Below are 23,118 nucleotides of genomic sequence, written 5' to 3'. Positions count from 1 at the left end.
CCCCGATGACCCGCTCGCGCTCCACCCGCCTCGCCGCCCTCGCCGCCTCCACCGCCCTGGCAGCCACGGGTCTGGCCGCGACCGCTTCCCCGGCGTCGGCCGGCGAGTCGCCCAGCATCGCCGCACTGCTCGCCGCCGACGGGCTGTCGTTCGACGACTCCTGGCAGGACTTCGACATCCTCGACCAGGCAGTCAACGACGTGCTCACGGCGAAGCCCGACAGCCCCGTCGCCGCACTGGCCGACGGGTCGGTCCCCCTCACGGTGTTCGCCCCCAACGACCGCGCGTTCCGCAGGCTCGTCGCCGACCTGACCGGCGACCGGCCCGCCGACGAGGAGACGACGTACGCCGCCGTGGGCACCCTCGGGGTCGACACCATCGAGACGGTCCTGCTCTACCACGTGGTCCCCGACGCCACCATCACCTACAAGCAGGCCAAGAAGGCCGACGGCGCCCGCCTCGAGACCGCGGCCGGCAAGCACCTGCGGGTCAACTACCGCCCCGGTCGCCAGAAGGTCTACCTGAAGGACGCCGACCGCAACGACCGCAACGCGTTCGTCCTGAGCTCGGCGAAGAACCTCAACAAGGGCAACCCGCAGATCGCCCACGGCATCTCCGAGGTGCTGCGCCCCCTCGACCTCTGACCCCTCGACGCCGTGGGCTCGTCCATCCCCCCGGACGGGCCCACGGCCCTGTCCGGGGTCGAGCCCGACGGGCCGTCGTCAGGCCAGCGTGATCTCGTCGGCCTCGACGGAGATCTCCACCGCCTCGAGCGGCGCGGTCGCAGGCCCCTCGACGACCGAGCCGTCCGCGGCCGAGAACACGCTGCCGTGGCACGGGCACTGGATCTGGTCGCCGTCGACCTGACCGACCAGGCAGCCCTGGTGGGTGCACACCGCGGTGAAGGCCTTGAAGTCCCCCTCGCTGGGCTGGGTGACGACGACCTCCTGGTCGGCGAAGACGGTGCCGCCCCCGACCGGGACGTCGCTCGTGGCCCCGAGCACCTCGCCACTGCCGGCGGGCGAGCCGCCACCCTCCGATGCGGTCTCGTCGTCACTGCCGCACGCCGCGAGGACGGGCAGCCCGAGACCGAGGCCCGCGGCTCCCGCGATGGCGTGGCGGCGTCCGAGTCCGTGAGTGGTCATCGCGAGGGTCCTCCGGGCGTGTGGGGATGGTGTCGCCGAGAGTACTCAGCGACATGAGAGCAGGATGAGAGCGACCCTCAGCGTCGGGAGGCAGCCTTCTTCGCCGGGCGCTTGCGCGCGGGTGCCTTCGTCGCAGGTGCCTTCTTCGCAGCGGCCTTGCGCTTGGGCTGCCGGGCCTCACGCCCCTCGAGCAGCGGCTTGAGGAAGCTGCCGGTGTGGCTGTCGGGATGGTCGGCGACCTGCTCCGGGGTGCCCTCCGCGACGACGACGCCGCCCCGTGACCCGCCCTCCGGCCCCATGTCGATGAGCCAGTCGGCGGTCTTGATGACGTCGAGGTTGTGCTCGATGACGAGCACGGTGTTGCCCTTGTCGACCAGCCCGTTGAGGACCCCCAGCAGCTTGCGGATGTCCTCGAAGTGGAGGCCCGTCGTCGGCTCGTCGAGCACGTAGACGGTACGGCCCGTCGACCGCTTCTGGAGCTCGCTGGCGAGCTTCACGCGCTGGGCCTCGCCGCCGGACAGCGTCGTCGCCGGCTGGCCGAGCCGGACGTAGCCGAGCCCCACCTCGGTGAGGGTCTTCATGTGGCGGGCGATCGGCGGCACCGCGGCGAAGAAGTCGGCCGCCTCCTCGATCGGCATGTCGAGGACCTCGGCGATGGTCTTGCCCTTGTAGTGGACCTCGAGCGTCTCGCGGTTGTAGCGCGCGCCGTGGCAGACCTCGCACGGGACGTAGACGTCGGGCAGGAAGTTCATCTCGATCTTGATCGTGCCGTCACCCGAGCACGCCTCGCAGCGTCCCCCCTTGACGTTGAACGAGAACCGCCCCTGGAGGTAGCCCCGCACCTTGGCCTCGGGCGTGGAGGCGAAGAGCTTGCGGACGTGGTCGAAGACGCCGGTGTAGGTCGCCGGGTTGGACCGCGGCGTGCGGCCGATCGGGGACTGGTCGACGTGGATCACCTTGTCGACCTCGTCGACCCCGGTGATCTTCTGGTGGCGACCGGCGACCGCCCGCGAGCGATAGAGCTGCTTGGCCAGCGAGGTGTAGAGGATGTCGTTGACCAGCGTCGACTTGCCGGATCCGGACACCCCGGTCACGGCAGTGAAGACGCCCAGCGGGAAGGCGACGTCGATGTCCTGGAGGTTGTGCTCGCGCGCGCCCTTCACGACGAGCTCGCGGCCGGTGGTCCGCGGGCGGCGTACGGCGGGCACCGGGATCTCTCGGCGCCCGGAGAGGTACTGCCCCGTCATCGAGTCGGGGTGGGACAGCAGGTCGTCGACGTTGCCGGAGTGGACGACCTGGCCGCCGTGCTCGCCGGCGCCCGGCCCGATGTCGACCACCCAGTCGGCCACCCGGATCGTGTCCTCGTCGTGCTCGACGACGATGAGGGTGTTGCCGAGCTCCTTGAGCCGGACGAGCGTCTCGATCAGCCGGTGGTTGTCGCGCTGGTGGAGACCGATCGACGGCTCGTCGAGGACGTAGAGGACCCCCACGAGGCCGGCGCCGATCTGGGTCGCGAGCCGGATCCGCTGGGCCTCGCCACCGGAGAGCGAGCCCGACGGCCGGTCGAGGCTGAGGTAGTCGAGACCCACGTCGAGCAGGAAGTTGAGACGCTCGAGAATCTCCTTGAGGACCCGCTCACCGATCTGCTTCTCGCGGGCCGTCAGGTCGAGGCCGCGCAGGAAGTCGGCGGTCTCGTTGATCGGCAGCGCGCAGACCTCGGCGATCGATCGGTCGCCGACCGTGACGGAGACCGAGACGGGCTTGAGCCGGGACCCCTGGCAGGCCGGGCAGGGCACCTCGCGCATGAAGCCCTCGAACCGCTCGCGGCTGGTGTCGGACTCGGCCTCGCGGTGACGGCGCTCGATGTAGGCCTGCACGCCCTCGAACTGGGCGTAGTAGGAGCGTTCGCGGCCGTAGCGATTGCGGGTGACGACGTGGACCTTCGTCGGGTGGCCCCACAGCAGCGACTTCTGCTGCTTGGCGGTGAGGTCGGACCAGGGCGTCTCGAGGTCGAAGCCGAGCTCGGCGCCCAGCGCCTCCATCAGCCGCTGGAAGTAGTCGGCGACGTGGGCCTGGCTCCACGGCTGGATCGCCCCGTCCCCGAGCGCGGCCGACGGGTCGGGCACGACCAGCTCGGGGTCGACCTCGAGCCGGGTGCCGAGGCCGTGGCACTCGGGGCACGCCCCGAACGGGCTGTTGAACGAGAACGAGCGGGGCTCGAGCTCGTCGGTGTCGATCGCGTGGTCGTTGGGGCACGACATCTTCTCGGAGAAGCGCAGCTCACGGCCGGGGTCCTTGGCGTCGAGGTCGACGAAGTCGAGCACGACCAGGCCGCCGGCGAGGTTGAGGGCGGTCTCGACCGAGTCGGTGAGCCGGCGCTTGGCCGACTCCTTGACCGCGAGCCGGTCGACGACGACCTCGATGGTGTGCTTCTTCTGCTTGTCGAGCGTCGGCGGGTCGTCGAGCGTGTGGGTCTCGCCGTCGACCCGGGCGCGGGAGAACCCCTGGGTCTGGAGCTGCTTGAAGAGCTCGACGTACTCGCCCTTGCGGCCCCGGATCATCGGAGCGAGCACCTGGAAGCGGCGGCCGTCCTCGAGGGCGAGGACGCGGTCGACGATCTGCTGGGGCGTCTGCCGCTCGATCGGCGCGCCACAGGTCGGGCAGTGGGGGTGACCGATCCGGGCGAAGAGCAGCCGGAGGTAGTCGTAGACCTCGGTGATGGTGCCCACGGTCGAGCGCGGGTTCTTCGAGGTCGACTTCTGGTCGATCGAGACCGCGGGCGAGAGCCCCTCGATGAAGTCGACGTCGGGCTTGTCCATCTGGCCGAGGAACTGGCGCGCGTAGGCCGACAGCGACTCGACGTAGCGGCGCTGTCCCTCGGCGAAGATCGTGTCGAACGCCAGGCTCGACTTGCCCGAGCCGGAGAGCCCGGTGAAGACGATGAGGGCGTCGCGGGGCAGGTCGAGGGAGACGTCCTTGAGGTTGTGCTCCCGGGCACCCCGGATGATGAGCTGGTCGGCCACAGCGGTCCCGTCCGTCGTACGTTCGTGCAGAAGAGTAGTCGAACACATGTTCGTAGGCCGTCGCGCCCAGCACAAGCCGGCGCGCCGACCGCCCCAGCCTACGGGCGGCCAGTGACAAGGTCCTCCACGCGTTCGGGTGACGGGGACCCGTGGGACGCGTGGTGCACGATGTCCCCATGACGACTGGCGGCAGCCCCGGTCCGGGCACGGACCCCGACCTTGACCTCGACGACCTCAAGGAGGCCGAGCTGCGCCTGGCCCGCACGGTCGACGGCCTCCACGGTGACGACTGGGTGGCACCCTCGCTGCTCCCCGACTGGACCCGGGCCCACGTCGTCGCCCACCTCGCGCTCAACGGCGAGGCGCTGCGCGACGTGCTCCGCGGCGAGGTCGACCACGAGCGGATGCCGATGTACGAGTCGCAGGAGCGGCGCGACAGCGACATCGCCGAGCTGGCGCAGGCCGAGCCCGCCGAGCTGCGCGAGCGGCTCCTCGGCACCCTGACGACCTTCACCGAGTCGGTGCTCGCCGTTCCTGACGAGACCTGGGAGCGCCGCTTCGCCCGGGTCCGCGGTGCGGAGCCGACCCTGCCGCTCCGGGCGATCCCGGTGATGCGGCTGCGCGAGATCGAGATCCACCACGCCGACCTCGGTCTGGGCTACTCCCCCGACGACTGGCCGCAGCCCTTCGCCGAGCTGGTCATCGACGGCATGGTCAAGCGGCTCGACCCCGACAGCGGCTTCCGGGTCGCCCCCCTCGACTCCGCCCACAGCTGGGACGTCGACGGTGTCGGCGACGACCCGCTGGTCGTCACCGGTCCGGTGCGGCAGGTCGCGTGGTGGCTGACCGGACGAGAGCCCTCGCCCCAGGTCACGAGCAGCCGGGGCGAGCTCCCGGCGATCGGGGGCTGGTGATGGCCTACACCGGCCACGTCTCCCCCGGTGGGCCCGCCGACGTCCGCGAGCTGCCCGCCCTGACGATCACCAAGGTCGCCGTCGACCCGGAGATGTCCAACAACTGCTACCTCCTCCGCTGCACCGCCACCGGCGACCAGCTGCTGGTGGACGCGGCGGCCGAGCCCGCGACCCTGCTGCCGCTCGTCGGCGACGGCGGACTGGTCGCGGTCGTGACGACCCACCAGCACTGGGACCACCACCGCGCGCTCGCCGAGGTGGTCGCAGCGACCGGCGCGGACGTGGTGGCCGGTGCCCCCGACGCCGACGCCATCACCGAGCAGACCGGGGTCGCCGTGACGCGACGCGTCGGTGACGGCGACACCGTCACCGTCGGTGACTGCACGCTCGAGGTCATCGCGATCGCGGGCCACACGCCGGGGTCCGTCGCCCTGCGCTACACCGACCCCGACGGCCACGACCACCTCTTCACCGGCGACTCGCTGTTCCCCGGTGGCGTCGGCGCCACCTTCGGCGACAGCGCCGCCTTCGCCCAACTGATCGACGAGGTCGAGCACAAGGTGTTCGACCGGCTCGGCGACGACACGTGGTTCTATCCCGGGCACGGCGACGACGGGAGGCTCGGCGACGAGCGCCCCCACGTCGCCGAGTGGCGCGAGCGCGGCTGGTGACCGCTCACAGGTAGGCCTCGGGCACCGGCCCGAGCACCTCCATCTCGTGCTCGAGCGCGATCGCGTCGAGCAGCTCGGCCGTGGCCGTCCCGACGGCCTCTGCCCGTGACAACGCCTCGAAGAAGCCGACCATCGCCGCCGGGGAGAAGAGGTTGAGCTTGCGACCGGGCCCGTCGGAGACGACCTGGAAGGTGTGCGCCACCCCCTGCGGCACGTAGACGAAGCTCCCCGCCGGGCACCGTTCCTGACGCTCCTCGATGACCATCAGGTAGTCACCCTCGAGGACGTAGAAGGCCTCGGCGGCGTCGCGGTGGCGGTGAAGCGGCGGGCCGAACCCGGGCGGCTCGCGTCGGGTCTCCAGCAACGTGAAGGTCGCGCCGGTGTCGCCGGCGTCGGCGAGCACGCGTGCCTCGAAGCTGCCGAGGTCGAGGACCCGGCCCTCGTCGGGCCGGAGGACGAAGCCGGTGGTCATGATCCATGGTCCTGCCGGGTGCCACCGACGACAAGAGCTCTCCGCTTCGCCATACTCGGGGCCGTGTCCGACGAGCTCGCAGCCCGCATCGCCAGCTGGCGACCGGACCTGCGCGAGGGCGTCGCAGCCGTGTGGCCCGAGCTGGCCGACGAGGACGCGGAGGCGCTCGTCGACCGGATGGTCCGCATCGCCACCGAGGGGTACGCCGCGCGCCCGGCCGACCTGCGCGCGCTGGACCGGCGCCGACTCGCGGCGCCCGACTGGTTCCAGCGTCCCACCATGCTCGGCTACGCCGCCTACGCGGACCGGTTCGGCCGCGACCTCCGCGGGGTGGGCCGCCACGCGTCCTACCTGGAGGACCTCGGGGTGACCTACCTCCACCTGATGCCGCTGCTGACCCCGCGCCCGGTGCCCAACGACGGCGGCTACGCGGTGGCCGACTACCGCAGCGTGCGCGCCGACCTCGGGGACAACGACGACCTGCGCGACCTCGCCACGTCGCTGCGCGGGCGCGGCATCAGCCTCTGCCTCGACCTCGTCCTCAACCACGTGGCCCGCGAGCACGCCTGGGCGGTCGCCGCACGCGACGGTGACGCCGAGAAGCGCGCCTACTTCCACGTCTATCCCGACCGTGCCGGGCCGGACGCCTTCGAGGCGACGGTCCCCGAGGTCTTCCCGGACTTCGCTCCCGGCAGCTTCACCTGGGACGACGACCTCGACGGGTGGGTCTGGACGACCTTCAACGACTACCAGTGGGACCTCGACTGGTCGAACCCGGACGTGCTCTGCGAGTTCGCGGCGATCGTGTGCCACCTCGCCAACCTGGGGGTCGAGGTGCTGCGGCTCGACGCGATCGCCTTCCTGTGGAAGCGGCTCGGGACGACCTGCCAGAACGAGCCGGAGGTCCACCAGCTCACCCGCCTGCTGCGCACGGTCGCGCGGATCGCCTGTCCCGCCGTGCTGTTCAAGGCCGAGGCGATCGTCGGCCCGGCCGACCTGCCCGCCTACCTCGGCACCGGTGACCTCGCGGGGCGGGTCTCCGACATCGCCTACCACAACAGCCTGATGGTCCAGCTGTGGTCGATGCTCGCCTCCGGCGAGGTCGGGCTTGCCGTGACCGCGCTCCAGCAGCTGCCGGCGCCTCCCGCCACCACGTCGTGGCTGACCTACGCCCGCTGCCACGACGACATCGGCTGGGCGATCGACGACACCGACGCCTGGCGCGCGGGCGCCGACGGCGCGCTCCACCGCCGGTTCCTGTCCGACTGGTATTCCGGGGCCTTTCCCGGCTCGTGGGCACGCGGCCTGGTCTTCCAGGAGAACGAGGCGACCGGCGACCGGCGGATCTCGGGAAGCCTCGCCTCCCTGGCCGGACTCGAGTGCGGTGACCCCGGCGCCGTCCAGCGGATCCTGCTGCTCCACGCGGTGCTGCTCGGGTTCGGCGGTCTGCCGGTCCTCTGGATGGGCGACGAGGTCGGGCTGCTCAACGATCCCCACTGGGCGGACGACCCGACCCACGCCGCCGACAACCGCTGGGTGCACCGGCCGACCATGCCGTGGGACGCCTACGACGGGCTCCCGGTGCACGACCTCTACGGCGCGACGGTGCTGCGCGGCGTACGGCACCTGGTGACGGTGCGTTCGACACTCCCCCACCTCCACGCGGCGAACCCCACCGAGGTGTGGGACGCCCGCGACCCCGGCGTCCTGCTCGTCGTCCGACGCGGGCCGGACGGGCCGCTGCTCATGGCCGTCAACGTCACCGCCGAGGAACGTCGGGTGGCCGACGACGTGCTCGCGTGGCTCGGTCTCCAGGTGCCCGACCTGCACGACGCCATCGGCGACGCGGCGCCGGTGCTCCGCGACGGGGCGGTGCCGCTGGCGCCCTACCAGGTGGTGTGGCTCTACGACCGCCAGGCCGCGGCCGTCTCCTCGTCGTAGTAGAGGGTGCCGCCGCAGCCCCACGCCTGGGCACCGGAGCCGGTGACCAGGAGCCGGGTCCCCACCGAGTAGGAGGGAGCGGCCTCGCTGTGGGTCGGGGTGACCGGCGCGCCCATCCGCACGGTGCGCTCCGCCGGCAGGTCGCCGTCGCCGAAGGTCTCGTGCACCTCGAAGGCCACCTCTCCTCCCTCGATCGCGGTCACCGTGCCGTCGAAGGACCAGGCCGGCTCGGCGTCCATCACGCAGTGGGCCGTCTTCGTCCTCACCTCCCCGGTCCGCGGCGGCGCCTCCTCGCGGTGCGGGACCGCGGCCGGCCCTGACCCCGGCGGGGTCTCCCGCTGCGACGGGAGCGTCGGCGAGGGGGCCGGCTGCTCGACCGGGGTCTGCTCCTCGGCCGGCGACGCGCCACACCCGGCAAGGAGGGCGGCCAGGAGGATCACTGCTGTGGCGCGCATGGGGGTGGGACGGGCGCGGCCGGGACGCGGTTCCGTCACAGCATCCGCCGCAGGACGGTCGGCCGCAGGTTGGTGAAGAGGTGGAGGCCGAGGGCGAGGAAGAACGCCGCGTGGGCGGTGACGTGGAGCGGCAGCCAGTCCCTGTCCGCGCTCAGCACCATCGCGATCCCGCTGAGGGGCACGAGCACCAGCAGCACCATCAGGCTGCGCTCGACCCCGTGCACCAGCCGCCGCTCCCCCGGGGTCAGCACCTCGGACCACTCCGGGAACCCGTCGACGCGGCGCCACAGCGGCCGGAGGACCCCGACGAGCAGGATCGCCAGCCCCAGCGCGAGGTGCAGCTCGGGCAGGTCGAACCCGCCACCGAACAGGTCCACCTGGTCGGCCCGCGCCTCGCAGGCGTCCTCGATCCGGTCGAGCCTGTCCTCGAACGCGTCGGTGGTGTCACCTCCGCTGCGCTCCTCCCCCGGCGGGTCGCAGTCGTCGAGGTCGAGCAGCCAGCCGACGGCGAGCTGGCCGGCGACCAGCAGCACGGTGGACCAGTGGAGGAGCTTGGTCAGCACGCCGTAGCCCTCGGGTCCGGTCCGCCAACGCACGGCGACACCCTAGGTGGAGGCTCAGAAGTAGCCGGTCTCGCCGTCGAGCAGCTCACGCAGCAGGTCGAGGTGACCGGCGTGACGGGCGACCTCCTCGAGCATGTGGAGCAGCATCCACTCCAGCGTGGCCGACGCCGCGGGGAACTGGCCGCCGACGCCGACGTCGGAGAGCTCGTGGGAGGACAGCACCTCGTCCGTGCGGGCGCACTGGGCGTCGTACGCCGCGAGGAGGTCGGGCAGCGTCCGGTCGGCGACCTGCCACTCGGAGTCCTCGACGCCGTCCCACCCGGGGCCTGCGGGGTCGCGCCCGAGGAACGCGTGCTCGAACCACAGCTGCTCCGCCCACGTGAGGTGGGCGAGCACCCCGGCGACCGTCATCAGCGGCGAGGTCGGCACGAGCGAGCGGTGGGCGTCCTGGTCGGACAGGCCCTCGCACTTCATGCGCACGATGCCCCGCTGGAGGTCGTACCAGCCGATCAGGGCGGTCCGGCTGTCGGCGTCGAACGGCGGGCGCGAGCGGGTGGCAGGCATGTCCCCCACCCAACGACCGGGGCCGTCCTCAGGTCAAGCGCTGCTGGAGCTCCACGGCCTCGCCGACGACCCGGTATCCGAGCCGCTCGTTGACCCCGATCATGTGAGGGTTCGAGGCCGCGTTCCACGTGTCGACGGTCAGCAGGTCGGGCTCGGCCTCCCCCAACCACCGGCCGAGGTCGGCCTTGAGCAGCAGGCCCAGCCGGTGGCCCCGGTGGGCCGCCACGACCGACGTGTCCTCCTGGACGCCGATCCAGGGCCGCTCCTCCTCGACGGTCATCACGGTGTGACCGGCGAGCTCGCCGGTCGAGCGGTGACGCGCGACGACGCGGTAGAGCCGGTGGCCGCTCCCGATCTGGGCGTCCTCGAAGGCCGCGAGCCGCTCCACGGGGTAGACCTCGTCCTCGACCTCCAGGTCGTCCATCGGGGCGTCGTTGATCGACTCGGCAACGGCGACCAGCCGCTCCCGGGTCGCGTCGTCGCTGCGCCCGGCGATGCGCACCAGCTCGTAGTCGTCCGCGTGTGACGCCGCCTCGGCGTACGCCTCCTCGAAGAGCCCCGCGGGCAGGTCGGCGAGGTGCTGGCGGCGGTTGACCGACCGGGCCCGCGCCTCGTAGCCGATCGTGGCGGCGAAAGCCCGCGGCCCCGGCGCGTCCCAGTGGTCGGTGCCCACGAGCGGACGGCCGATCCGACGGCACTCGTCGTGGAGCAGCGCGAAGGCAGCCGTGCCGTGGCCGCGCCGCCGGTGGCCGGGATGGACCCGGACGCCGACCCAGGCGAGCTCGCGGTTGTCCCAGCTGCTGGCGCCGAGGCTGGCGGTGCCGACCGTGACCCCACCTGCGTCGAGCAGGAAGGCTCGGTCGGGCTCGCCGTCCCAGCCGTGGACGAGGTCGAGCGCCGTCCCCCGGACCGTCGACGGGTGGGTCCAGGGTGAGTCGACCGTGTCCGCGGCGTTGCGCACCGCGACGTACTCCGACACCAGGGCGGTGTCGGTGGGGTCCACCTCGCGGAGCTCCATACGGCTCAGGATGAACCCGCACGTCGCCGCCCGCACGGGATTTTCGGTGGCGTCCCGGGCCGCACCGCTCCTACCGTCGCTCCCGATGACGACCCGCATGCACGACGACCAGGTGGATCCCACCCCCGACGACGTACGCCGCCTGCTGTCCGCGCAGCACCCGCAGTGGTCGGGGCTGCCAGTGACCCGGGTCGCCGAGTCCGGCACGGACCATGCGCTCTTCCGGCTCGGCGACGACCTGGTCGCCCGGCTGCCCGTGATCGCCTGGGCCGACGGCCAAGCAACGGCGGAGGCCGCCTGCTGGCCGCCACTGGCGCCCCACCTGCCCGTCGCCGTCCCGGTGCCGCTCGCGCTCGGGGTGCCCGACGACGGCTACCCCTTCGCGTGGTCGGTCAACCCGTGGCTGCCCGGGGGCCGACCGGACGCGAGCACCGACCGCATGGTCCTCGCCCGTGACCTTGCGGGCTTCGTCGGTGCCCTGCGCGGCTGCGACGCGACCGCCGCCCCGCCTGCCACCAGCCGCGGCCTGCCGCTGGACCGGCCGGAGCGCGACGCCGCGACCCGACGCTCGCTGGCGAGGTCCGGCGACGTGGTCGACGCGACGGCGGCCCTGGCCGCCTGGGAGGAGGCGCGGCGCGCCCCGGTGTGGCCCGGGCCGCCGACGTGGCTCCACGGCGACCTCACGGCGGGGAACCTGCTGGTCGTCGACGGCCGGCTGTCGGCGGTGATCGATGCCGCCCCGGTGGCCGGCGACCCCGCCGTCGAGCTGGCCGCGTGCTTCCAGCTCTTCGGCCCTGCCGACCGGGCGCTCGTCCGCGAGACGCTCGGCACCGACGACGCCGAGTGGGCGCGGGCGCGTGGCTGGGCGGTCTCCATCGCCGCGATGGAGATCGCCTACTACCGCGAGACCCGGCCCGAGCTCGCCGAGCGCAGCATCCGGTCGATCGAGGCCGTGCTGTCGGAATGAGTCACCGGAACTGCTGCGCGACCTGCTCGACCCGCGCGACGTGGGCCTCCCAGTCGTAGTCCTCGGGGAGGTTCGAGACGTCGGGCCGGTGACCGGCGAGCCCGTCGAGCGTCTCGCGCAGGATGTCGGCATGGCCGGCGTGGCGGTGGGTCTCGGCGATGACCCAGACGAGCATCTGGTGGAGCGTCACCTCGTTGCGGTCCTCCGGCCAGTGGGGGACACGGCCGGTGTCGCCGAGCTCGAGGTGGCGGAAGGTGCGCCCGGCGTGGTCCCACGCCAGGCGGTAGAGGTCGATCACGTCGTCGCGCGACTCCTCGGCGGTGGCGACCATGTCGGCGTGGGGGTCGTCCTCCACCCCGCCCTCGACGTCGTCGTGCCACGGGGTGTCGACCGGCATCTCCCGGCCGAAGGTGTCGACGAAGTAGCCGAGCTCGACGTAGGCGAGGTGCTTGACCAGGCCGAGCAGGTTGGTGCCGGTCGGCGTCAGCGGTCGGCGCACGTCGTAGTCGCTGGCCCCCTCGAGCTTCCAGAGCATCGCGTCGCGCCCGATCTGGAGCGACCTGACCAGGCTGCCCTTCGCCGTCTCGACGGTCACGCGTCGGGCCTCAGCACGCAGAACTCGTTGCCCTCGGGGTCGGCGAGCACCGCCCACCCCCGGTCGGGCGCCGTACGCCGGTCGTCGACCATCGTCGCGCCGAGCCCGAGGATCCGGTCGACCTCCTCCTCGCGGGAGCGGTCGGTGGGGCGCAGGCAGACGTGCATCCGGTTCTTGACGGTCTTGGGCTCCGGCACGCGGCAGAAGATCATCGCCCGCCCGTCCGCACCGTCGAGCCATGCCTCCTCGTCGTAGTCGGCCTGCTCCTCCTCGGGAGGCAGCACGAAGTCGTCGAGGACCTGGGCCCACCAGCGCGCCTGGGCGGCGGGGTCGTGGGCGTCGAGGCAGTAGTTGCTGGTACGTGAGGCCATGACCTTGACCCAACCAGCGGCCACCGACATCGGCAACGGAGTTGCACGGGCTCACTGGCGCGGCTCTGCTTCGGTAACGTGCCGCGCATGTCGACCTCGGGACAGACAGGGACGAGCACTGCCCAGACGCCGCGCTGGAGCCTGATCGGGCCGGGCCTGGTGGTGGCCGCGACCGGCGTCGGCGCGATCGACCTGGTCGCCACGCTGGTGGCGGGCAGCAAGTACGGCTACGCGCTGCTCTGGTGCGTCGTCATCGGCTGCGTCATGAAGGTCGTCCTCGTCGAGGGCGTGGGTCGCTACACCCTCGCGAGCGGCAAGACGATCTACGAGGGCTGGTCGTCGCTCGGCTGGTGGACCACCGCCTACTTCGGTCCCTACATCGTCGTCTGGGGCTTCGTCTACGGCGCCGCCGCCATGGCCGGCACCGGGCTGCCCCTCCACTCCCTCTTCCCCGGCCTGAGCGTGACCCAGTGGGGCATCCTCTCCGGGCTGATCGGCGCGGCGCTGGTGTTCGCCGGGCGCTACGGCATCTTCGAGAAGGTCTGCGCCGCACTCGTCGGGATCATGTTCGTGACGATGGTCGGCGCCGCTCTCGTGACCGTCCCCCACCTGCCCGACATGGTCACCGGCCTGGTCCCGACCATCCCCGACGGCGGCATCCTCTACGTGCTCAGCCTCGCCGGTGGCGTCGGCGGCACGATCACGCTGGCGGCCTACGGCTACTGGATCCGCGAGAAGGGCTGGACCACGCCGGTCCACATGCGGCTGATGCGGATCGACAACCGCGTCGCCTACGTCGTCACCGGGGTCTTCGTCATCGCCACGCTCATCGTCGGGGCCGAGCTGCTCTACTCCGCGAAGATCGCCGTCGAGACCGGCGACCAGGGCCTGCTCGACCTGTCGAACGTGCTGGCCGACCGCTACGGCCAGACGATGGGGACCTTCTTCCTCGTCGGCTTCTGGGCCGCGGCGATGTCGAGCCTGATCGGTGTCTGGAACGGCGTCTCGCTGATGTTCGCCGACTTCGTCGGCCACGCCCGCAAGCTGCCCGTCGACGACCCGCAGCGCGGCAGCTCCGGGCCCTGGTACAAGGCCTACGTCCTCTGGCTGACGCTGCCGCCGATCGCGCTCCTGCTGATCGGCGAGCCGGTCTGGCTGATCCTCGCCTACGGCGTCCTCGGCGCGCTCTTCATGCCCTTCCTCGCGGTGACCCTGCTGTGGATCCTCAACAGCGATCGCGTCCCGTCCGAGTGGCGCAACAAGCTGTGGTCCAACGTCGTCCTCGGCCTCATCGCGATCGCCTTCTTCGTGCTCGCCGTCAACGAGCTGCGCACCAAGATCGCCGACGCGCTCTAGAAAGTCCTCCCCGCGCCCCCTCCTTCCACGAGGCTGGGGGCGTGGGAAGGGGTGAGGCACCCCACCGACGGAGGACACCGTGACCCTGCACGACCAGCTCGAGCGACTGGCCGAGCGCGCCGAGCCCGAGGCCGGCCCGACCGGCCGCGAGCTCTGGGACCGCGGCACCCGCTACCGCCGCCGGATGAGGGCGGGCACGGCGTCGATCGCCGCCGTCACGCTGCTCGGGCTCGCGGTGCTCACCGGAGTGAGCATCGGTCACGCCGGACCGTCCCCGGAGCCCGTGCCGGCCGATGCCCCCGCTGGTCTGCCGCCGCGGATCTGGGACCCCAGTCCGTGGCTGGCGGGCAGCGCCGAGGCCGGTCCGCCCGGCCAGGTGATCACCGTCATCGAGAACCAGCTGCGGCGAAGCTGGACGACGTCGACGTACGGCGTGGTCGCGGTCTCCGCCGCCACCGGGGACTACCGCTTCCTGGACCTGCCGCGGCTCGCGCTCGGCGACTTCACGCACGTCGCGCTGGCGCCGGACGGCCGCCACGTCGCCTACTGGACCACGGGGAGCTCGACGGGTGCGCCCAACACGACCTCCACCTTCGACGGCCTGCCGGTCACCGGCTTCGCCGTCTACGACGTCGACAGCGGCGAGGTCCGCACCCACTCGGTGCCGACCCGCCACGGGCTGCGACCGGACACGCTCACGTGGACCGGACCCAGCACCTTCGTGGCGTCCTACCTCCAGCAGCAGGGCGGTGGCCGCGAGGGCTTCGCCACCGACGGGGAGACCTGGGTCTGGGACGTCCCCGGCGACGCCCCGGTGCGGGCGACCGAGCCGTCGTGGCTCTCGGCCGGCAGCTGGAGCATCCCGTCGAGTCGTCAGGTGCTCCTGACCGGGCGACGGAGCGACCGCATCCTCGACGGAACGACGCTCGAGGTGCTGGCGCGGCCGCCCCACGCCACCCATCTGGACTACGGGGCGGGGATCGCGGTCAGCCCCGACGGCACCCGGATCGCCGGCCTCTGGACCCCCGGTCCGGGCACCAGCCGCTCACCGTCGCCGGTCGCCGTCGCGCGGCTGGACGACACCGCCGACGCGACGCGCGTGCGCTCCGGACCCAGCACCTACGTCCTCGTGGGGTGGACCGACGACGACCACGTGGCGGCCCTCGGCACCGGAGGGCCGGACGGGTCCCACTCCGCGCTCCTCGAGGTGGACGTCGACGACGGGTCGTCGCGGGAGCTGATGGTGGTGCCCAACGGACTCGCCCCGATCCAGTGGGCGACCGACCTGCTCGGCTCCCCCGTCGTCGACCGCCCGGCGCCGCCGCGACCGCTCGACCCGCGCTGGGTCACCGCCGGCCTGGCGACCCTGGTCATCGCCGGTCTGTTCTCGCTGTGGGGGTGGCGCCGACGTGTCCGGCCCTGAGGCGCACGAGGGGTTCGAGCAGTTCGTCGCCTCCCGGCGCGCGGCACTGCTCCGCTCGGCCTACCTGATGACCGGCGACCTCCACGACGCCGACGACCTCGTCCAGGTGACGCTGGTGAAGGCGGTCGGGGCGTGGGACCGGATCGCCGACCGTCCCGAGCCCTACGTCCGCCGGATCCTGGCGCGCGAGGCCACCAACCGCTGGCGGCGACGACGGTGGCGCGAGCTGCCCACCGCCGACCTGCCGGACTCCGCCGCGTCCACGGGCCGCGATCCCGACGACGTCGACCTCCTCGACCGGGCGCTGGCGACGCTGAGCCCCCGGCAGCGCGCGGTCGTCGTCCTCCGCTACTACGACGACCTCACCGAGCGCGACACGGCCGACGCCCTCGGCATCTCGGTCGGCACCGTGAAGTCCCACGCGCGCGACGCCCTCACGAGGTTGCGCGCCCTGGTCCCGGAGGCGGCGGCTAGCCTCACGCCGTGACACCGACCGTCGACGAGCTCCTCGAGCACGCCCGCCGCGCGCAGGGATTCATGCCCGACGACGAAGGCCTGCTGCTGCACGAGCTGGCGACCCGGCAGCTGCCCCACGGGCCGGTCCTGGAGGTCGGCACCTACTGCGGCAAGTCGGCGGTCTACCTCGGAGCGGCCGCCCGGGAGGTCGGCGGGACGGTCTTCACCGTCGACCACCACCGCGGCTCGGAGGAGAACCAGGCGGGGTGGGAGCACCACGACGCCACGCTCGTCGACGCGGAGTCGGGGCTGATGGACACGCTCCCCCGCTACCGCCGCACCATCGAGCGGGCCGGGCTCGAGGACGTCGTCGTCGCGGTGGTCGGCCGGTCGCTGACCGTGAGCAGGCACTGGCGCACACCGCTGTCGATGCTCTTCATCGACGGCGGCCACGGCGACGAGCCCGCCCACGACGACTACGCCGGGTGGGCGCGGTGGGTGCAGCCCGACGGGCTGCTGGTGATCCACGACGTCTTCCCCGACCCGGCCGACGGCGGGCGTCCGCCCTACGAGGTCTACCTCCGGGCGCTGGAGAGCGGTGCCTTCACCGAGTCCGAGCACCTGGGATCGGTCAGGGCGCTGCGGCGCACGTCAGGGGCGGCGGGCGACCCGGTCTGAGTCGCAGCCGCACTCGAGGCCGATCTCGGCGAACGGCGCGGCCAGGGTCGTGCCGCGCATGATCGTGGCGCCGGGCGTCGTGAGCGACAGCGCGTCGACCGCCAGGATCACGGCCGCCGACGTGTAGGTCGTCTGCTCACCCGGCCAGTTCACGTTCTCCGGGAAGACGAAGCCGGTCCAGTAGGAGCCGTCCTCGTGGCGCAGGTGCTGCATGTCGGACAGCAGGCGTACGGCGCGCGCGCGGTCGTCGAGCGCGTCGAGCGCGAGGACCAGCTCGCAGGTCTCGGCGCCGGTCACCCACGGGTTCGTCGAGACGCAGCGGATGCCGAGCCCGTCGACCACGAAGTCGTCCCACCGTGACGCGATGAGCGCGTGTCCGGCGTCGCCGCGGACCGCGCCGCCGAGCACCGGGTAGTACCAGTCCATCGAGAAGTGGGACTTGTCCAGGAAGAGGTCGCGGTGCTCGCGCAGCGCGTGGGCCAGCCGGCTGCCGGCCAGCTCCCACTCGGGCTGGGGGTCGCCGACCAGGTCGGCCAGGGCGACGCCCGCGCGCAGCGCGTGGTGGATGCTCGACGACCCCGCGACGAGCGCGTCCGCGTTCACGCGGCCCGGACCATCCTCCGACCACTCCTGCGCCCAGGCGATGCCGCCGAACGGCAGCTGCATCGACACCGCCCAGTCGAGCCCGGCGCGCACCACGGGCCAGTACTCCTTCACGAACGCGAGGTCGCGGCGCACGAGCCAGTGGTGCCAGACCCCGACCGCGAGGTAGGAGGCCATGTTGGTCTCGCCGCTGGCGTCCTCGACGACGCCCTCGACGACCTTCATCGGCACCGAGCCGTCGGCCCGCTGCACCGTCGGGACCCAGGCGTAGGCGCGCTCGGCCGCCTCGACCTCTCCCGCGGCGACCAGCGCCATCGCCGCCTCGACGTGGTTCCACACGTCGGTGTGCTCGCCCGCCGACCACGGGATCGCGCCCGACTCCTCCTGCACGGCCACGATCGAGCGAGCCGTCGCGGCCAACTCGTGGGCGGTCAGGACGCCGTCGAGCGCGGGGAGCTCAGCCGACACCTCAGCCGACGCCCGTGACGTGCGGCTTGCGCAGGTAGAGCACCAGCGACTTGCCGATCAGCGGGTCGAGCACCTTGGCGGCGTACTGCAGGGCCTTCGGTTGCTTCATGATCTCCCAGACCAGCAGCCGGTGGTAGGCCTTCGCGAGCGGGTGGTCGTCGTTGGTGACGCCCACGGCGCACTTGATCCACCAGTAGGGAGCGTGCAGGCCGTGGGCGTAGCCGCGACCCTCGAGCACCAGTCCGGCGCTCTCGGCCTTCGTGATCAGCTCGGCGTCGGTGTAGATCCGGATGTGACCGCCCTCGACGTCGTGGTAGTCCTTCGACAGCATCCAGTTGACGGCCTCGGGGAACCATCGCGGCACGGTCAGCGCGACCGTGCCGCCGGGACGGGTCACCCGGACCAGCTCGCGGATCGCGGTGAGGTCGTCGGGGACGTGCTCGAGGATCTCGGCGGCCACGACGCGGTCGAACTCGCCGTCGGCGAAGGGCAGCGCCAGCGCGTCGCCCTCCTTGACGTCGGCCTCGGCGCCCACGGGCACCTCGCCGGCCTCGCTCATCGCCACGAAGAGGTCGCGGACGCCGGCCAGCTCGTCGGCGTCCTGGTCGAAGGCGATGACGTCCGCACCGCGGCGGTACATCTCGAACGCGTGCCGGCCGGCGCCGCAACCGAGGTCGAGCACGCGCTCACCCGGTCGCAGCCCGAGCCGGTCGAAGTCAACGGTGAGCACGGATCGCCTCCTCGTAGGTCGCAGCGGTGGCCTGGGCGACGGCCCGCCAGCTGAACTTCTCCTCGACGCGGCGGCGGCCCGCCGCGCCCATCGCAGCACGGCGCGCCGGGTCGTCGAGCATCGCCTCGATCGCATGGGTCAGCTGGCCCACGTCGCCCGGCTCGACCAGGTCGGCGCAGTCGCCGTCCTCCCCGACGACCTCGGGGATCGCGCCCGCCCGCGAGACGACCAGCGGCGTCGCGCAGGCCATCAGCTCGGCGGTCGGCAGGCTGAAGCCCTCGTAGAGCGACGGCACGCACGCGAGCTCGGCCGAGCCCATGAGCGCGACCAGCTCGTCGTCGGAGAGACCGTGGACGAAGCGCACCGACCCCTCGAGCCCGAGCTGGTCGATCAGCTGCTCCGTACGCCCGCCGGCGACCGGCTTGCTGACCAGCACCAGCTCGAGGTGGGGCCGCTCGACCCGCAGCTTGGCGAAGGCCTCCAGCAGCGTGGCGATCCCCTTGACCGGCGCGTCGGCGCTCGCCATCGCCATGATCCGGCCGGCCACCCGCGGCCCGGTCGGCGGGACGAAGCGCTCCTCGACCCCGAGCTGGACGACCCGCATCCGCTCCGGGTCGATGCCGAAGTCGCGCGCCGCGTCACGTCGCGACGACTCCGACGGCGTGAGGATGAACGGCATCTGCCGCGCGACCTTGCCCTGCATGCGCAGGAAGCCGTACCACCGGCGCAGCGTCAGCCGCTGCCGCCGCGAGGTCGCCTGGGCCAGGTCGATCCGGCGGTCGAGGGTGATCGGGTGGTGGATGGTCGTGACCATCGGCAGGAAGGACGCGATGTCGACCATGCCGTGGCCGAGGACCTGGTTGTCGTGGACGACGTCGAAGTCGCCGGCGCGGTCGCGCAGGAGCTTCGCCACCCGCGTGGAGAAGGTCTTCGGCTCGGGGAACCCGGCCGTGCACATCGTGAGGAACTCCTCGACGTCCACACGGTCGCGGAACTCCCGCAGACTCGGGACGCGGAACGGGTCGGGCTCGCGGTAGAGGTCCAGGCTCGGCACCTCGGTCAGTGCCACACCGGGGTCGAGCACCGGGTAGGGCGGCCCCGAGAACACCTCGACCGTGTGGCCGAGCGCCACCAGCTCGCGGCTGAGGTGGCGGACGTAGACGCCCTGACCACCGCAGTGGGGCTTGCTGCGGTAGGACAGCAGCGCGATCCGCATCCGGGAACCTTTCGGGAGAGCCGTCGACAGCGGCCGGGAGGCCGCGGAAAGACTACCCGCGGGTAGCGAGCTTGCGGTGATCCCAGCTCGCCACGTGGTCGGGGCGTACGACGACCGCGACCCGCTTGGCCGCCTGACGTTCCACCTCGGTCCGGCCCAGCTCGCCGAGGTCCCCCAGCGATCCGACGCCCGTCATGGCCACCACGACCGCGCCGCCGATCCGCTCGATCTCGGCGCGGTCGCGGACGATCTCTGCCCGGCCGCGGATCGAGACCCCGCGGAGCTCGGCGTACTCCGTCCCGTCCTCGACCAGGCAGCTGACCCGGTCGTCACGCTCGAGGTTCCTGATCTTCTGGCTGCGGCCGTAGGTCCAGAAGGCGATCCGGCCCTCGTCGAGGACGTAGAACAGCGTGGTCAGGTGGGGGTGCCCGTCGGGTCCCAGGCTGGCGACCTGCACCTTGAGCTGCGTCCCGAGGAAGGCCGCGACCTCGGCCTCGTCCATCCGGACGGCGTCGCGGGAGCCGGCCACCTCAGCCCTCGCTGGAGTGGCCGGGGAACACGTGCGCGCTCGGGTCGATGGCGACCGCCGCGTTGTTGACCGCCGTGGCCGCCTCACCGAAGCCGACCGCGATCAGGCGCACCTTGCCGGGATATTCGGTGATGTCACCCGCGGCGAAGACCCGCGGCAGGGAGGTCTGCATCGAGGGCCCGACGACGACGTGGCGCTTCTCCACCTCGATCCCCCACTCCTGGAGGGGGCCGAGGTCGGCCACGAACCCGAGCGCCGCGACCAGCGCCTGGCAGGGCAGCGTGCGCGGCTCCTCACCGTCGACCGTCACCTCGACCTCGGCGAGCGTCTCCTCGCCGCGCAGCTGCGTGACCTGGGCGCGGGTGATGATCTCGACCTCGCTGGACCTGACAGCGTCGACGGTGCGCTGGTGCGCCCGGAAGGCGTCGCGTCGGTGGACCAGCGCCACGCTGCGGGCCACCGGCTCGAGGTGGAGGGCCCAGTCGAAGGCGCTGTCGCCGCCGCCGACGATCACGACGTCCTTGCCGGCGTAGGGCTGGAAGGACGGCACGAAGAACTCCATGCCGCGGCCCAGCCAACCGTCGCCGGCGGGCAGCGGGCGGGGGCTGAACTTGCCGATGCCGGCGGTGATCAGCAGCGCCCCGGCACTGACCTCGGAGCCGTCGTCGAGCCCGACGACGACGTGGTCCTCCCCGTGGCGCAGCGTCCGGGCCGTGCGGTCGAGGTGGTAGGCCGGGTGGGCGGTCGACGCCTGCGCCACCAGCCCCTCGACCAGGTCGCGTCCCTTGACGCTGGGGAAGCCTGCGACGTCGAGGATCGCCTTCTCGGGATACATGGCGGTGATCTGCCCGCCCAGCTCGGGCAGGCTGTCGACGACCGCGACCCGCAGGCCCCGGAACCCGGCGTAGTAGGCGGCGTAGAGCCCGGTGGGCCCCGCTCCGATGATCAGCAGGTCCGCGTCGGTCTCGGTGGCCACGTGACAGTCCTACCGGGTCCGGATGTCGCTGACCAGCCACACGCCGTCGCGGCGGACGACCGTGACCAGCAGCCGTTCACCTCGGGTCGTGGTGCCGGAGCCGGCCGAGGCGACCAGCCGGTCGACGAAGACGAGCGCGGTGACCTCGTCGCCCGAGGAGCGCACGACCCCGGCGTCGACCACCCGCGCCTCCTGGGTCGCGCGGCCTGCGAGGAGGTCGTCACCGCCCTCCTCGACCCGGGCGCGGAATCGGGCCGCGAACCCGGGCGTCATCCGACGGGCGGCGTCGTCGAGCTGCGCGTCGAGGTCGGAGAATCCGTAGGAGAGGATCGCGTGGGTGCTGCTCGCCGCGGAGCGGACGGCGGCCGCGGTCTCGACCGGGGCCGTGACGACCGGCCGCGCCGCCGTCGGCGCCGCCGCGCCGTCGTCGCGCAGCAGCCAGGCCTCGACCGCGACGGCGGCGGCCAGCACCGCCACCAGGGTGATCAGGACGACCCGTCGGCGGGCGGACGCGGCCATCAGTCGAGCACCTCGACGGACGTCGCGAGCCAACGCCCGTCCTCCAGCACCAGCTCCAGGCGGAGCCGGGCGTCACGCTCGCGCGGGCGGCCGCGACTCGCGCGGGTCGCGAGCGTGCCGTCGGTGGCCGCCAGCACGGTCGCGGACGTGGGGCCGAGCGCGACGACGCCGACCTCGACGACCGCGCCCCGCGCGACGGCGCGCTGGCGGGTGAGCGAGCGCAGCACGACCCCGCTGTCGGCGTAGCGCCGGGCCAGATCGCCCGCAGCGCCGTCGACGACCCGCTCGATCGACGCGGGGTCGTCGTGCGCGACGTTGACGAGTGCGTCGGCCTCCTCGGCCGCCGCTGACATCACCGCTCCGTAGCGTTCACCCGTGCCGGACACCGCCTCGGCCCGCCCGCGATCACCCAGGACCAGCAAGGCGCCGAGGGCGACGGTCGCGGCGAGCAGCACCGCGACCAGCGCCAGCCCGGTGTCGACGACGTCCGGTTCCCGGCGTTGGGTGATGGTCACCGGCCCTCCTGTCCCCCGCGCCCGACACGGCGTTCGTGTCGCGCATCGTACGCATCCTGGCCCGCCCCGCTGAGGGCGTCGGCCCGGGCGAGCACGAAACGCCGCAACCGCTCCGCGGGTGGCGTCGGCTCATGGTCGGTGCGCCAGGTCAGACCGATGGTGCGACGAGCGGCACCCTCCAGGGGCACGGCCTCGGCACCGCTGCGCGCGGCGACGACGTCCGGCACCACGGCGACCCCCAACCCTGCGGCGACCAGCCCGACGATCGTGGTGAGGTCCTCGCTCTCGAAGGCGACGGCCGGCGCGACCCCTGCGTCGCGCATCAGGTCGTCGACGAGGCGCCGGTGGCCGAAGCCCGGCGGGGTGGTCACCAGCTCGTCGCCGGCCAGCTCGGCGAGACCGACCCGACGGCGACCGCGCAACCGGTGGTGGGGCGGGACGACCAGCACGAGCTGCTCGACCGCGAGCGGCGCCCACCCGTAGTCGCCCTGCGGGCGCTCCATGGTGAACGCGAGGTCCACCGCACCGCGCTCGAGGTCGGCCACGATCTCGTGCCCCGGCTCCTGGCGCAGCTCCACCCGGACCCGCGGGGCCTCGGCGTGGAACGCCGCGAGCACCTCCGGCACCAGCGACGTGGCCTGCGAGTCGAGGAAGGCCAGCCGTACGACGCCGGCCTCGGGGTCGAGGGCGGCGGCCAGGTCACGGACCAGCTGCTGGTGGCGGGCGGTGAGCTGTCGGGCCGCGGCCAGCACGACCTCGCCGGCCGGCGTCGGACGGACGCCCGTCGGCAGCCGCTCGAACACCCGGCTCCCGAGCTCGGCCTCGACGCGCGCCAGCGCCCGCGACAGCGTCGGCTGGCTGGTGCCGACCAGCGCGGCGGCGTCCGTGACGTGGCCGACGTCGGCCACGGTGACGAGCCAGGCGAGGTCGCGCAGGTCCATCCGATCATC

Annotated in this window: 26 protein-coding genes; 9 read left to right on the top strand and 17 right to left on the bottom strand. The window is 72.8% G+C overall.

All coding sequences use genetic code 11. The annotated features are described in order from the left end of the window. The first annotated feature begins 5 nt into the window (after positions 1 to 5). The gene (locus ABD091_RS19025; RefSeq protein ID WP_343921590.1) at positions 6 to 644 is read left to right on the top strand and encodes a fasciclin domain-containing protein; all 639 of its coding nucleotides are present in this window, start codon (positions 6 to 8) and stop codon (positions 642 to 644) included. A 78-nt stretch (positions 645 to 722) separates the two neighbouring features. Here the strand turns inward: ABD091_RS19025 and ABD091_RS19020 are convergent, their stop codons facing one another. Both ABD091_RS19020 and uvrA read right to left on the bottom strand, forming a co-directional pair. After that, a complete protein-coding gene (locus tag ABD091_RS19020) occupies positions 723 to 1,145 on the bottom strand; it encodes a Rieske (2Fe-2S) protein (RefSeq protein WP_343921587.1) in 423 nt (140 codons plus the stop codon). Between the two features lie 77 nt (positions 1,146 to 1,222). After that, positions 1,223 to 4,168 carry an excinuclease ABC subunit UvrA gene (gene uvrA, locus ABD091_RS19015; RefSeq protein ID WP_343921585.1) on the bottom strand — a complete coding sequence of 982 codons (2,946 nt, stop codon included), beginning with the start codon at positions 4,166 to 4,168 and terminating at the stop codon, positions 1,223 to 1,225. 176 nt (positions 4,169 to 4,344) lie between these two features. On the opposite strand from uvrA, the gene ABD091_RS19010 reads away from it, so the two are divergent. Beyond that, positions 4,345 to 5,082: a maleylpyruvate isomerase family mycothiol-dependent enzyme gene (locus ABD091_RS19010; RefSeq protein WP_343921583.1), complete on the top strand. Its 738-nt coding sequence runs from the start codon at positions 4,345 to 4,347 to the stop codon at positions 5,080 to 5,082. After that, on the top strand, positions 5,082 to 5,753 hold the full coding sequence (locus tag ABD091_RS19005) for an MBL fold metallo-hydrolase (RefSeq protein WP_343921841.1): 672 nt from the start codon (positions 5,082 to 5,084) through the stop codon (positions 5,751 to 5,753). The genes ABD091_RS19010 and ABD091_RS19005 overlap by 1 nt, the downstream gene beginning before the upstream one ends. Before the next feature lie 4 nt (positions 5,754 to 5,757). Here the strand turns inward: ABD091_RS19005 and ABD091_RS19000 are convergent, their stop codons facing one another. Then, complete coding sequence (locus ABD091_RS19000; protein WP_343921581.1) at positions 5,758 to 6,225, bottom strand: cupin domain-containing protein; 468 nt, start codon at positions 6,223 to 6,225, stop codon at positions 5,758 to 5,760. 63 nt (positions 6,226 to 6,288) lie between these two features. On the opposite strand from ABD091_RS19000, the gene ABD091_RS18995 reads away from it, so the two are divergent. Beyond that, entirely contained in the window at positions 6,289 to 8,166 is a 1,878-nt protein-coding gene (locus tag ABD091_RS18995; RefSeq protein WP_343921579.1) for an alpha-amylase family protein, read from the top strand. Here the strand turns inward: ABD091_RS18995 and ABD091_RS18990 are convergent. Genes ABD091_RS18990 through ABD091_RS18975 form a run of 4 tightly spaced genes read right to left on the bottom strand, consistent with a single transcriptional unit; the run spans position 8,130 to position 10,766 of the window. Beyond that, a complete protein-coding gene (locus tag ABD091_RS18990) occupies positions 8,130 to 8,621 on the bottom strand; it encodes a hypothetical protein (protein ID WP_343921577.1) in 492 nt (163 codons plus the stop codon). The two genes, ABD091_RS18995 and ABD091_RS18990, sit on opposite strands and share 37 nt — an antisense overlap. Positions 8,622 to 8,656: 35 nt before the next feature. After that, complete coding sequence (locus ABD091_RS18985; protein ID WP_343921575.1) at positions 8,657 to 9,217, bottom strand: cytochrome b; 561 nt, start codon at positions 9,215 to 9,217, stop codon at positions 8,657 to 8,659. A gap of 21 nt (positions 9,218 to 9,238) precedes the next feature. Beyond that, positions 9,239 to 9,748, bottom strand: coding sequence for a DinB family protein (locus ABD091_RS18980; protein ID WP_343921573.1), 510 nt, complete (start codon positions 9,746 to 9,748; stop codon positions 9,239 to 9,241). A gap of 28 nt (positions 9,749 to 9,776) precedes the next feature. Beyond that, positions 9,777 to 10,766, bottom strand: a complete 990-nt coding sequence (locus ABD091_RS18975; protein WP_343921571.1) for a GNAT family N-acetyltransferase — start codon at positions 10,764 to 10,766, stop codon at positions 9,777 to 9,779. 85 nt (positions 10,767 to 10,851) lie between these two features. On the opposite strand from ABD091_RS18975, the gene ABD091_RS18970 reads away from it, so the two are divergent. Further along, positions 10,852 to 11,733: an aminoglycoside phosphotransferase family protein gene (locus ABD091_RS18970; RefSeq protein ID WP_343921569.1), complete on the top strand. Its 882-nt coding sequence runs from the start codon at positions 10,852 to 10,854 to the stop codon at positions 11,731 to 11,733. 1 nt (position 11,734) lies between these two features. Here the strand turns inward: ABD091_RS18970 and ABD091_RS18965 are convergent, their stop codons facing one another. Both ABD091_RS18965 and ABD091_RS18960 read right to left on the bottom strand, forming a co-directional pair. After that, positions 11,735 to 12,328 carry a DinB family protein gene (locus tag ABD091_RS18965; RefSeq protein ID WP_343921567.1) on the bottom strand — a complete coding sequence of 198 codons (594 nt, stop codon included), beginning with the start codon at positions 12,326 to 12,328 and terminating at the stop codon, positions 11,735 to 11,737. Continuing rightward, positions 12,325 to 12,699, bottom strand: a complete 375-nt coding sequence (locus tag ABD091_RS18960) for a VOC family protein (protein ID WP_343921565.1) — start codon at positions 12,697 to 12,699, stop codon at positions 12,325 to 12,327. Before ABD091_RS18960 ends, ABD091_RS18965 begins: the two co-directional genes overlap by 4 nt. An 87-nt stretch (positions 12,700 to 12,786) precedes the next feature. Between ABD091_RS18960 and ABD091_RS18955 the strand changes: the two genes are divergently transcribed. The 4 genes from ABD091_RS18955 (at position 12,787) to ABD091_RS18940 (ending at position 16,612) form a co-directional block, all read left to right on the top strand. Further along, positions 12,787 to 14,055: an Nramp family divalent metal transporter gene (locus ABD091_RS18955; RefSeq protein WP_343921563.1), complete on the top strand. Its 1,269-nt coding sequence runs from the start codon at positions 12,787 to 12,789 to the stop codon at positions 14,053 to 14,055. Positions 14,056 to 14,134: 79 nt separating this feature from the next. Continuing rightward, positions 14,135 to 15,478 carry a hypothetical protein gene (locus ABD091_RS18950; protein WP_343921561.1) on the top strand — a complete coding sequence of 448 codons (1,344 nt, stop codon included), beginning with the start codon at positions 14,135 to 14,137 and terminating at the stop codon, positions 15,476 to 15,478. Continuing rightward, positions 15,465 to 15,965 carry a SigE family RNA polymerase sigma factor gene (locus ABD091_RS18945; RefSeq protein WP_343921559.1) on the top strand — a complete coding sequence of 167 codons (501 nt, stop codon included), beginning with the start codon at positions 15,465 to 15,467 and terminating at the stop codon, positions 15,963 to 15,965. Before ABD091_RS18950 ends, ABD091_RS18945 begins: the two co-directional genes overlap by 14 nt. Next, positions 15,962 to 16,612, top strand: a complete 651-nt coding sequence (locus tag ABD091_RS18940; RefSeq protein ID WP_343921557.1) for a class I SAM-dependent methyltransferase — start codon at positions 15,962 to 15,964, stop codon at positions 16,610 to 16,612. The genes ABD091_RS18945 and ABD091_RS18940 overlap by 4 nt, the downstream gene beginning before the upstream one ends. On the opposite strand, the gene ABD091_RS18935 is transcribed toward ABD091_RS18940, so the two are convergent. The 8 genes from ABD091_RS18935 to ABD091_RS18900 are packed head-to-tail and all read right to left on the bottom strand — an operon-like array spanning position 16,586 to position 23,109. Next, positions 16,586 to 17,683, bottom strand: coding sequence for a glucosidase family protein (locus ABD091_RS18935; protein ID WP_343921555.1), 1,098 nt, complete (start codon positions 17,681 to 17,683; stop codon positions 16,586 to 16,588). The two genes, ABD091_RS18940 and ABD091_RS18935, sit on opposite strands and share 27 nt — an antisense overlap. Before the next feature lies 1 nt (position 17,684). Beyond that, positions 17,685 to 18,413: a class I SAM-dependent methyltransferase gene (locus ABD091_RS18930; RefSeq protein ID WP_343921553.1), complete on the bottom strand. Its 729-nt coding sequence runs from the start codon at positions 18,411 to 18,413 to the stop codon at positions 17,685 to 17,687. Beyond that, positions 18,400 to 19,629 (bottom strand): glycosyltransferase family 4 protein, encoded by a 1,230-nt coding sequence (locus ABD091_RS18925; RefSeq protein WP_343921551.1) that lies wholly within the window; start codon positions 19,627 to 19,629, stop codon positions 18,400 to 18,402. The genes ABD091_RS18930 and ABD091_RS18925 overlap by 14 nt, the downstream gene beginning before the upstream one ends. A gap of 52 nt (positions 19,630 to 19,681) precedes the next feature. Then, a complete protein-coding gene (locus tag ABD091_RS18920; protein ID WP_343921549.1) occupies positions 19,682 to 20,158 on the bottom strand; it encodes a pyridoxamine 5'-phosphate oxidase family protein in 477 nt (158 codons plus the stop codon). A gap of 1 nt (position 20,159) precedes the next feature. After that, complete coding sequence (locus ABD091_RS18915) at positions 20,160 to 21,134, bottom strand: NAD(P)/FAD-dependent oxidoreductase (RefSeq protein ID WP_343921547.1); 975 nt, start codon at positions 21,132 to 21,134, stop codon at positions 20,160 to 20,162. Between the two features lie 9 nt (positions 21,135 to 21,143). After that, positions 21,144 to 21,653: a hypothetical protein gene (locus tag ABD091_RS18910; protein ID WP_343921545.1), complete on the bottom strand. Its 510-nt coding sequence runs from the start codon at positions 21,651 to 21,653 to the stop codon at positions 21,144 to 21,146. Further along, entirely contained in the window at positions 21,653 to 22,168 is a 516-nt protein-coding gene (locus ABD091_RS18905) for a hypothetical protein (protein WP_343921543.1), read from the bottom strand. The genes ABD091_RS18910 and ABD091_RS18905 overlap by 1 nt, the downstream gene beginning before the upstream one ends. Next, positions 22,165 to 23,109, bottom strand: coding sequence for a LysR family transcriptional regulator (locus ABD091_RS18900; RefSeq protein ID WP_343921541.1), 945 nt, complete (start codon positions 23,107 to 23,109; stop codon positions 22,165 to 22,167). Before ABD091_RS18900 ends, ABD091_RS18905 begins: the two co-directional genes overlap by 4 nt. Positions 23,110 to 23,118 lie beyond the last annotated feature (9 nt).

Origin of the sequence: Nocardioides aestuarii (assembly GCF_039527245.1) — a bacterium.
Lineage (GTDB): Bacteria > Actinomycetota > Actinomycetes > Propionibacteriales > Nocardioidaceae > Nocardioides > Nocardioides aestuarii.
Note: the sequence above shows the minus strand (reverse complement) of the source record. Positions and strands in the feature narration are given on the sequence as shown.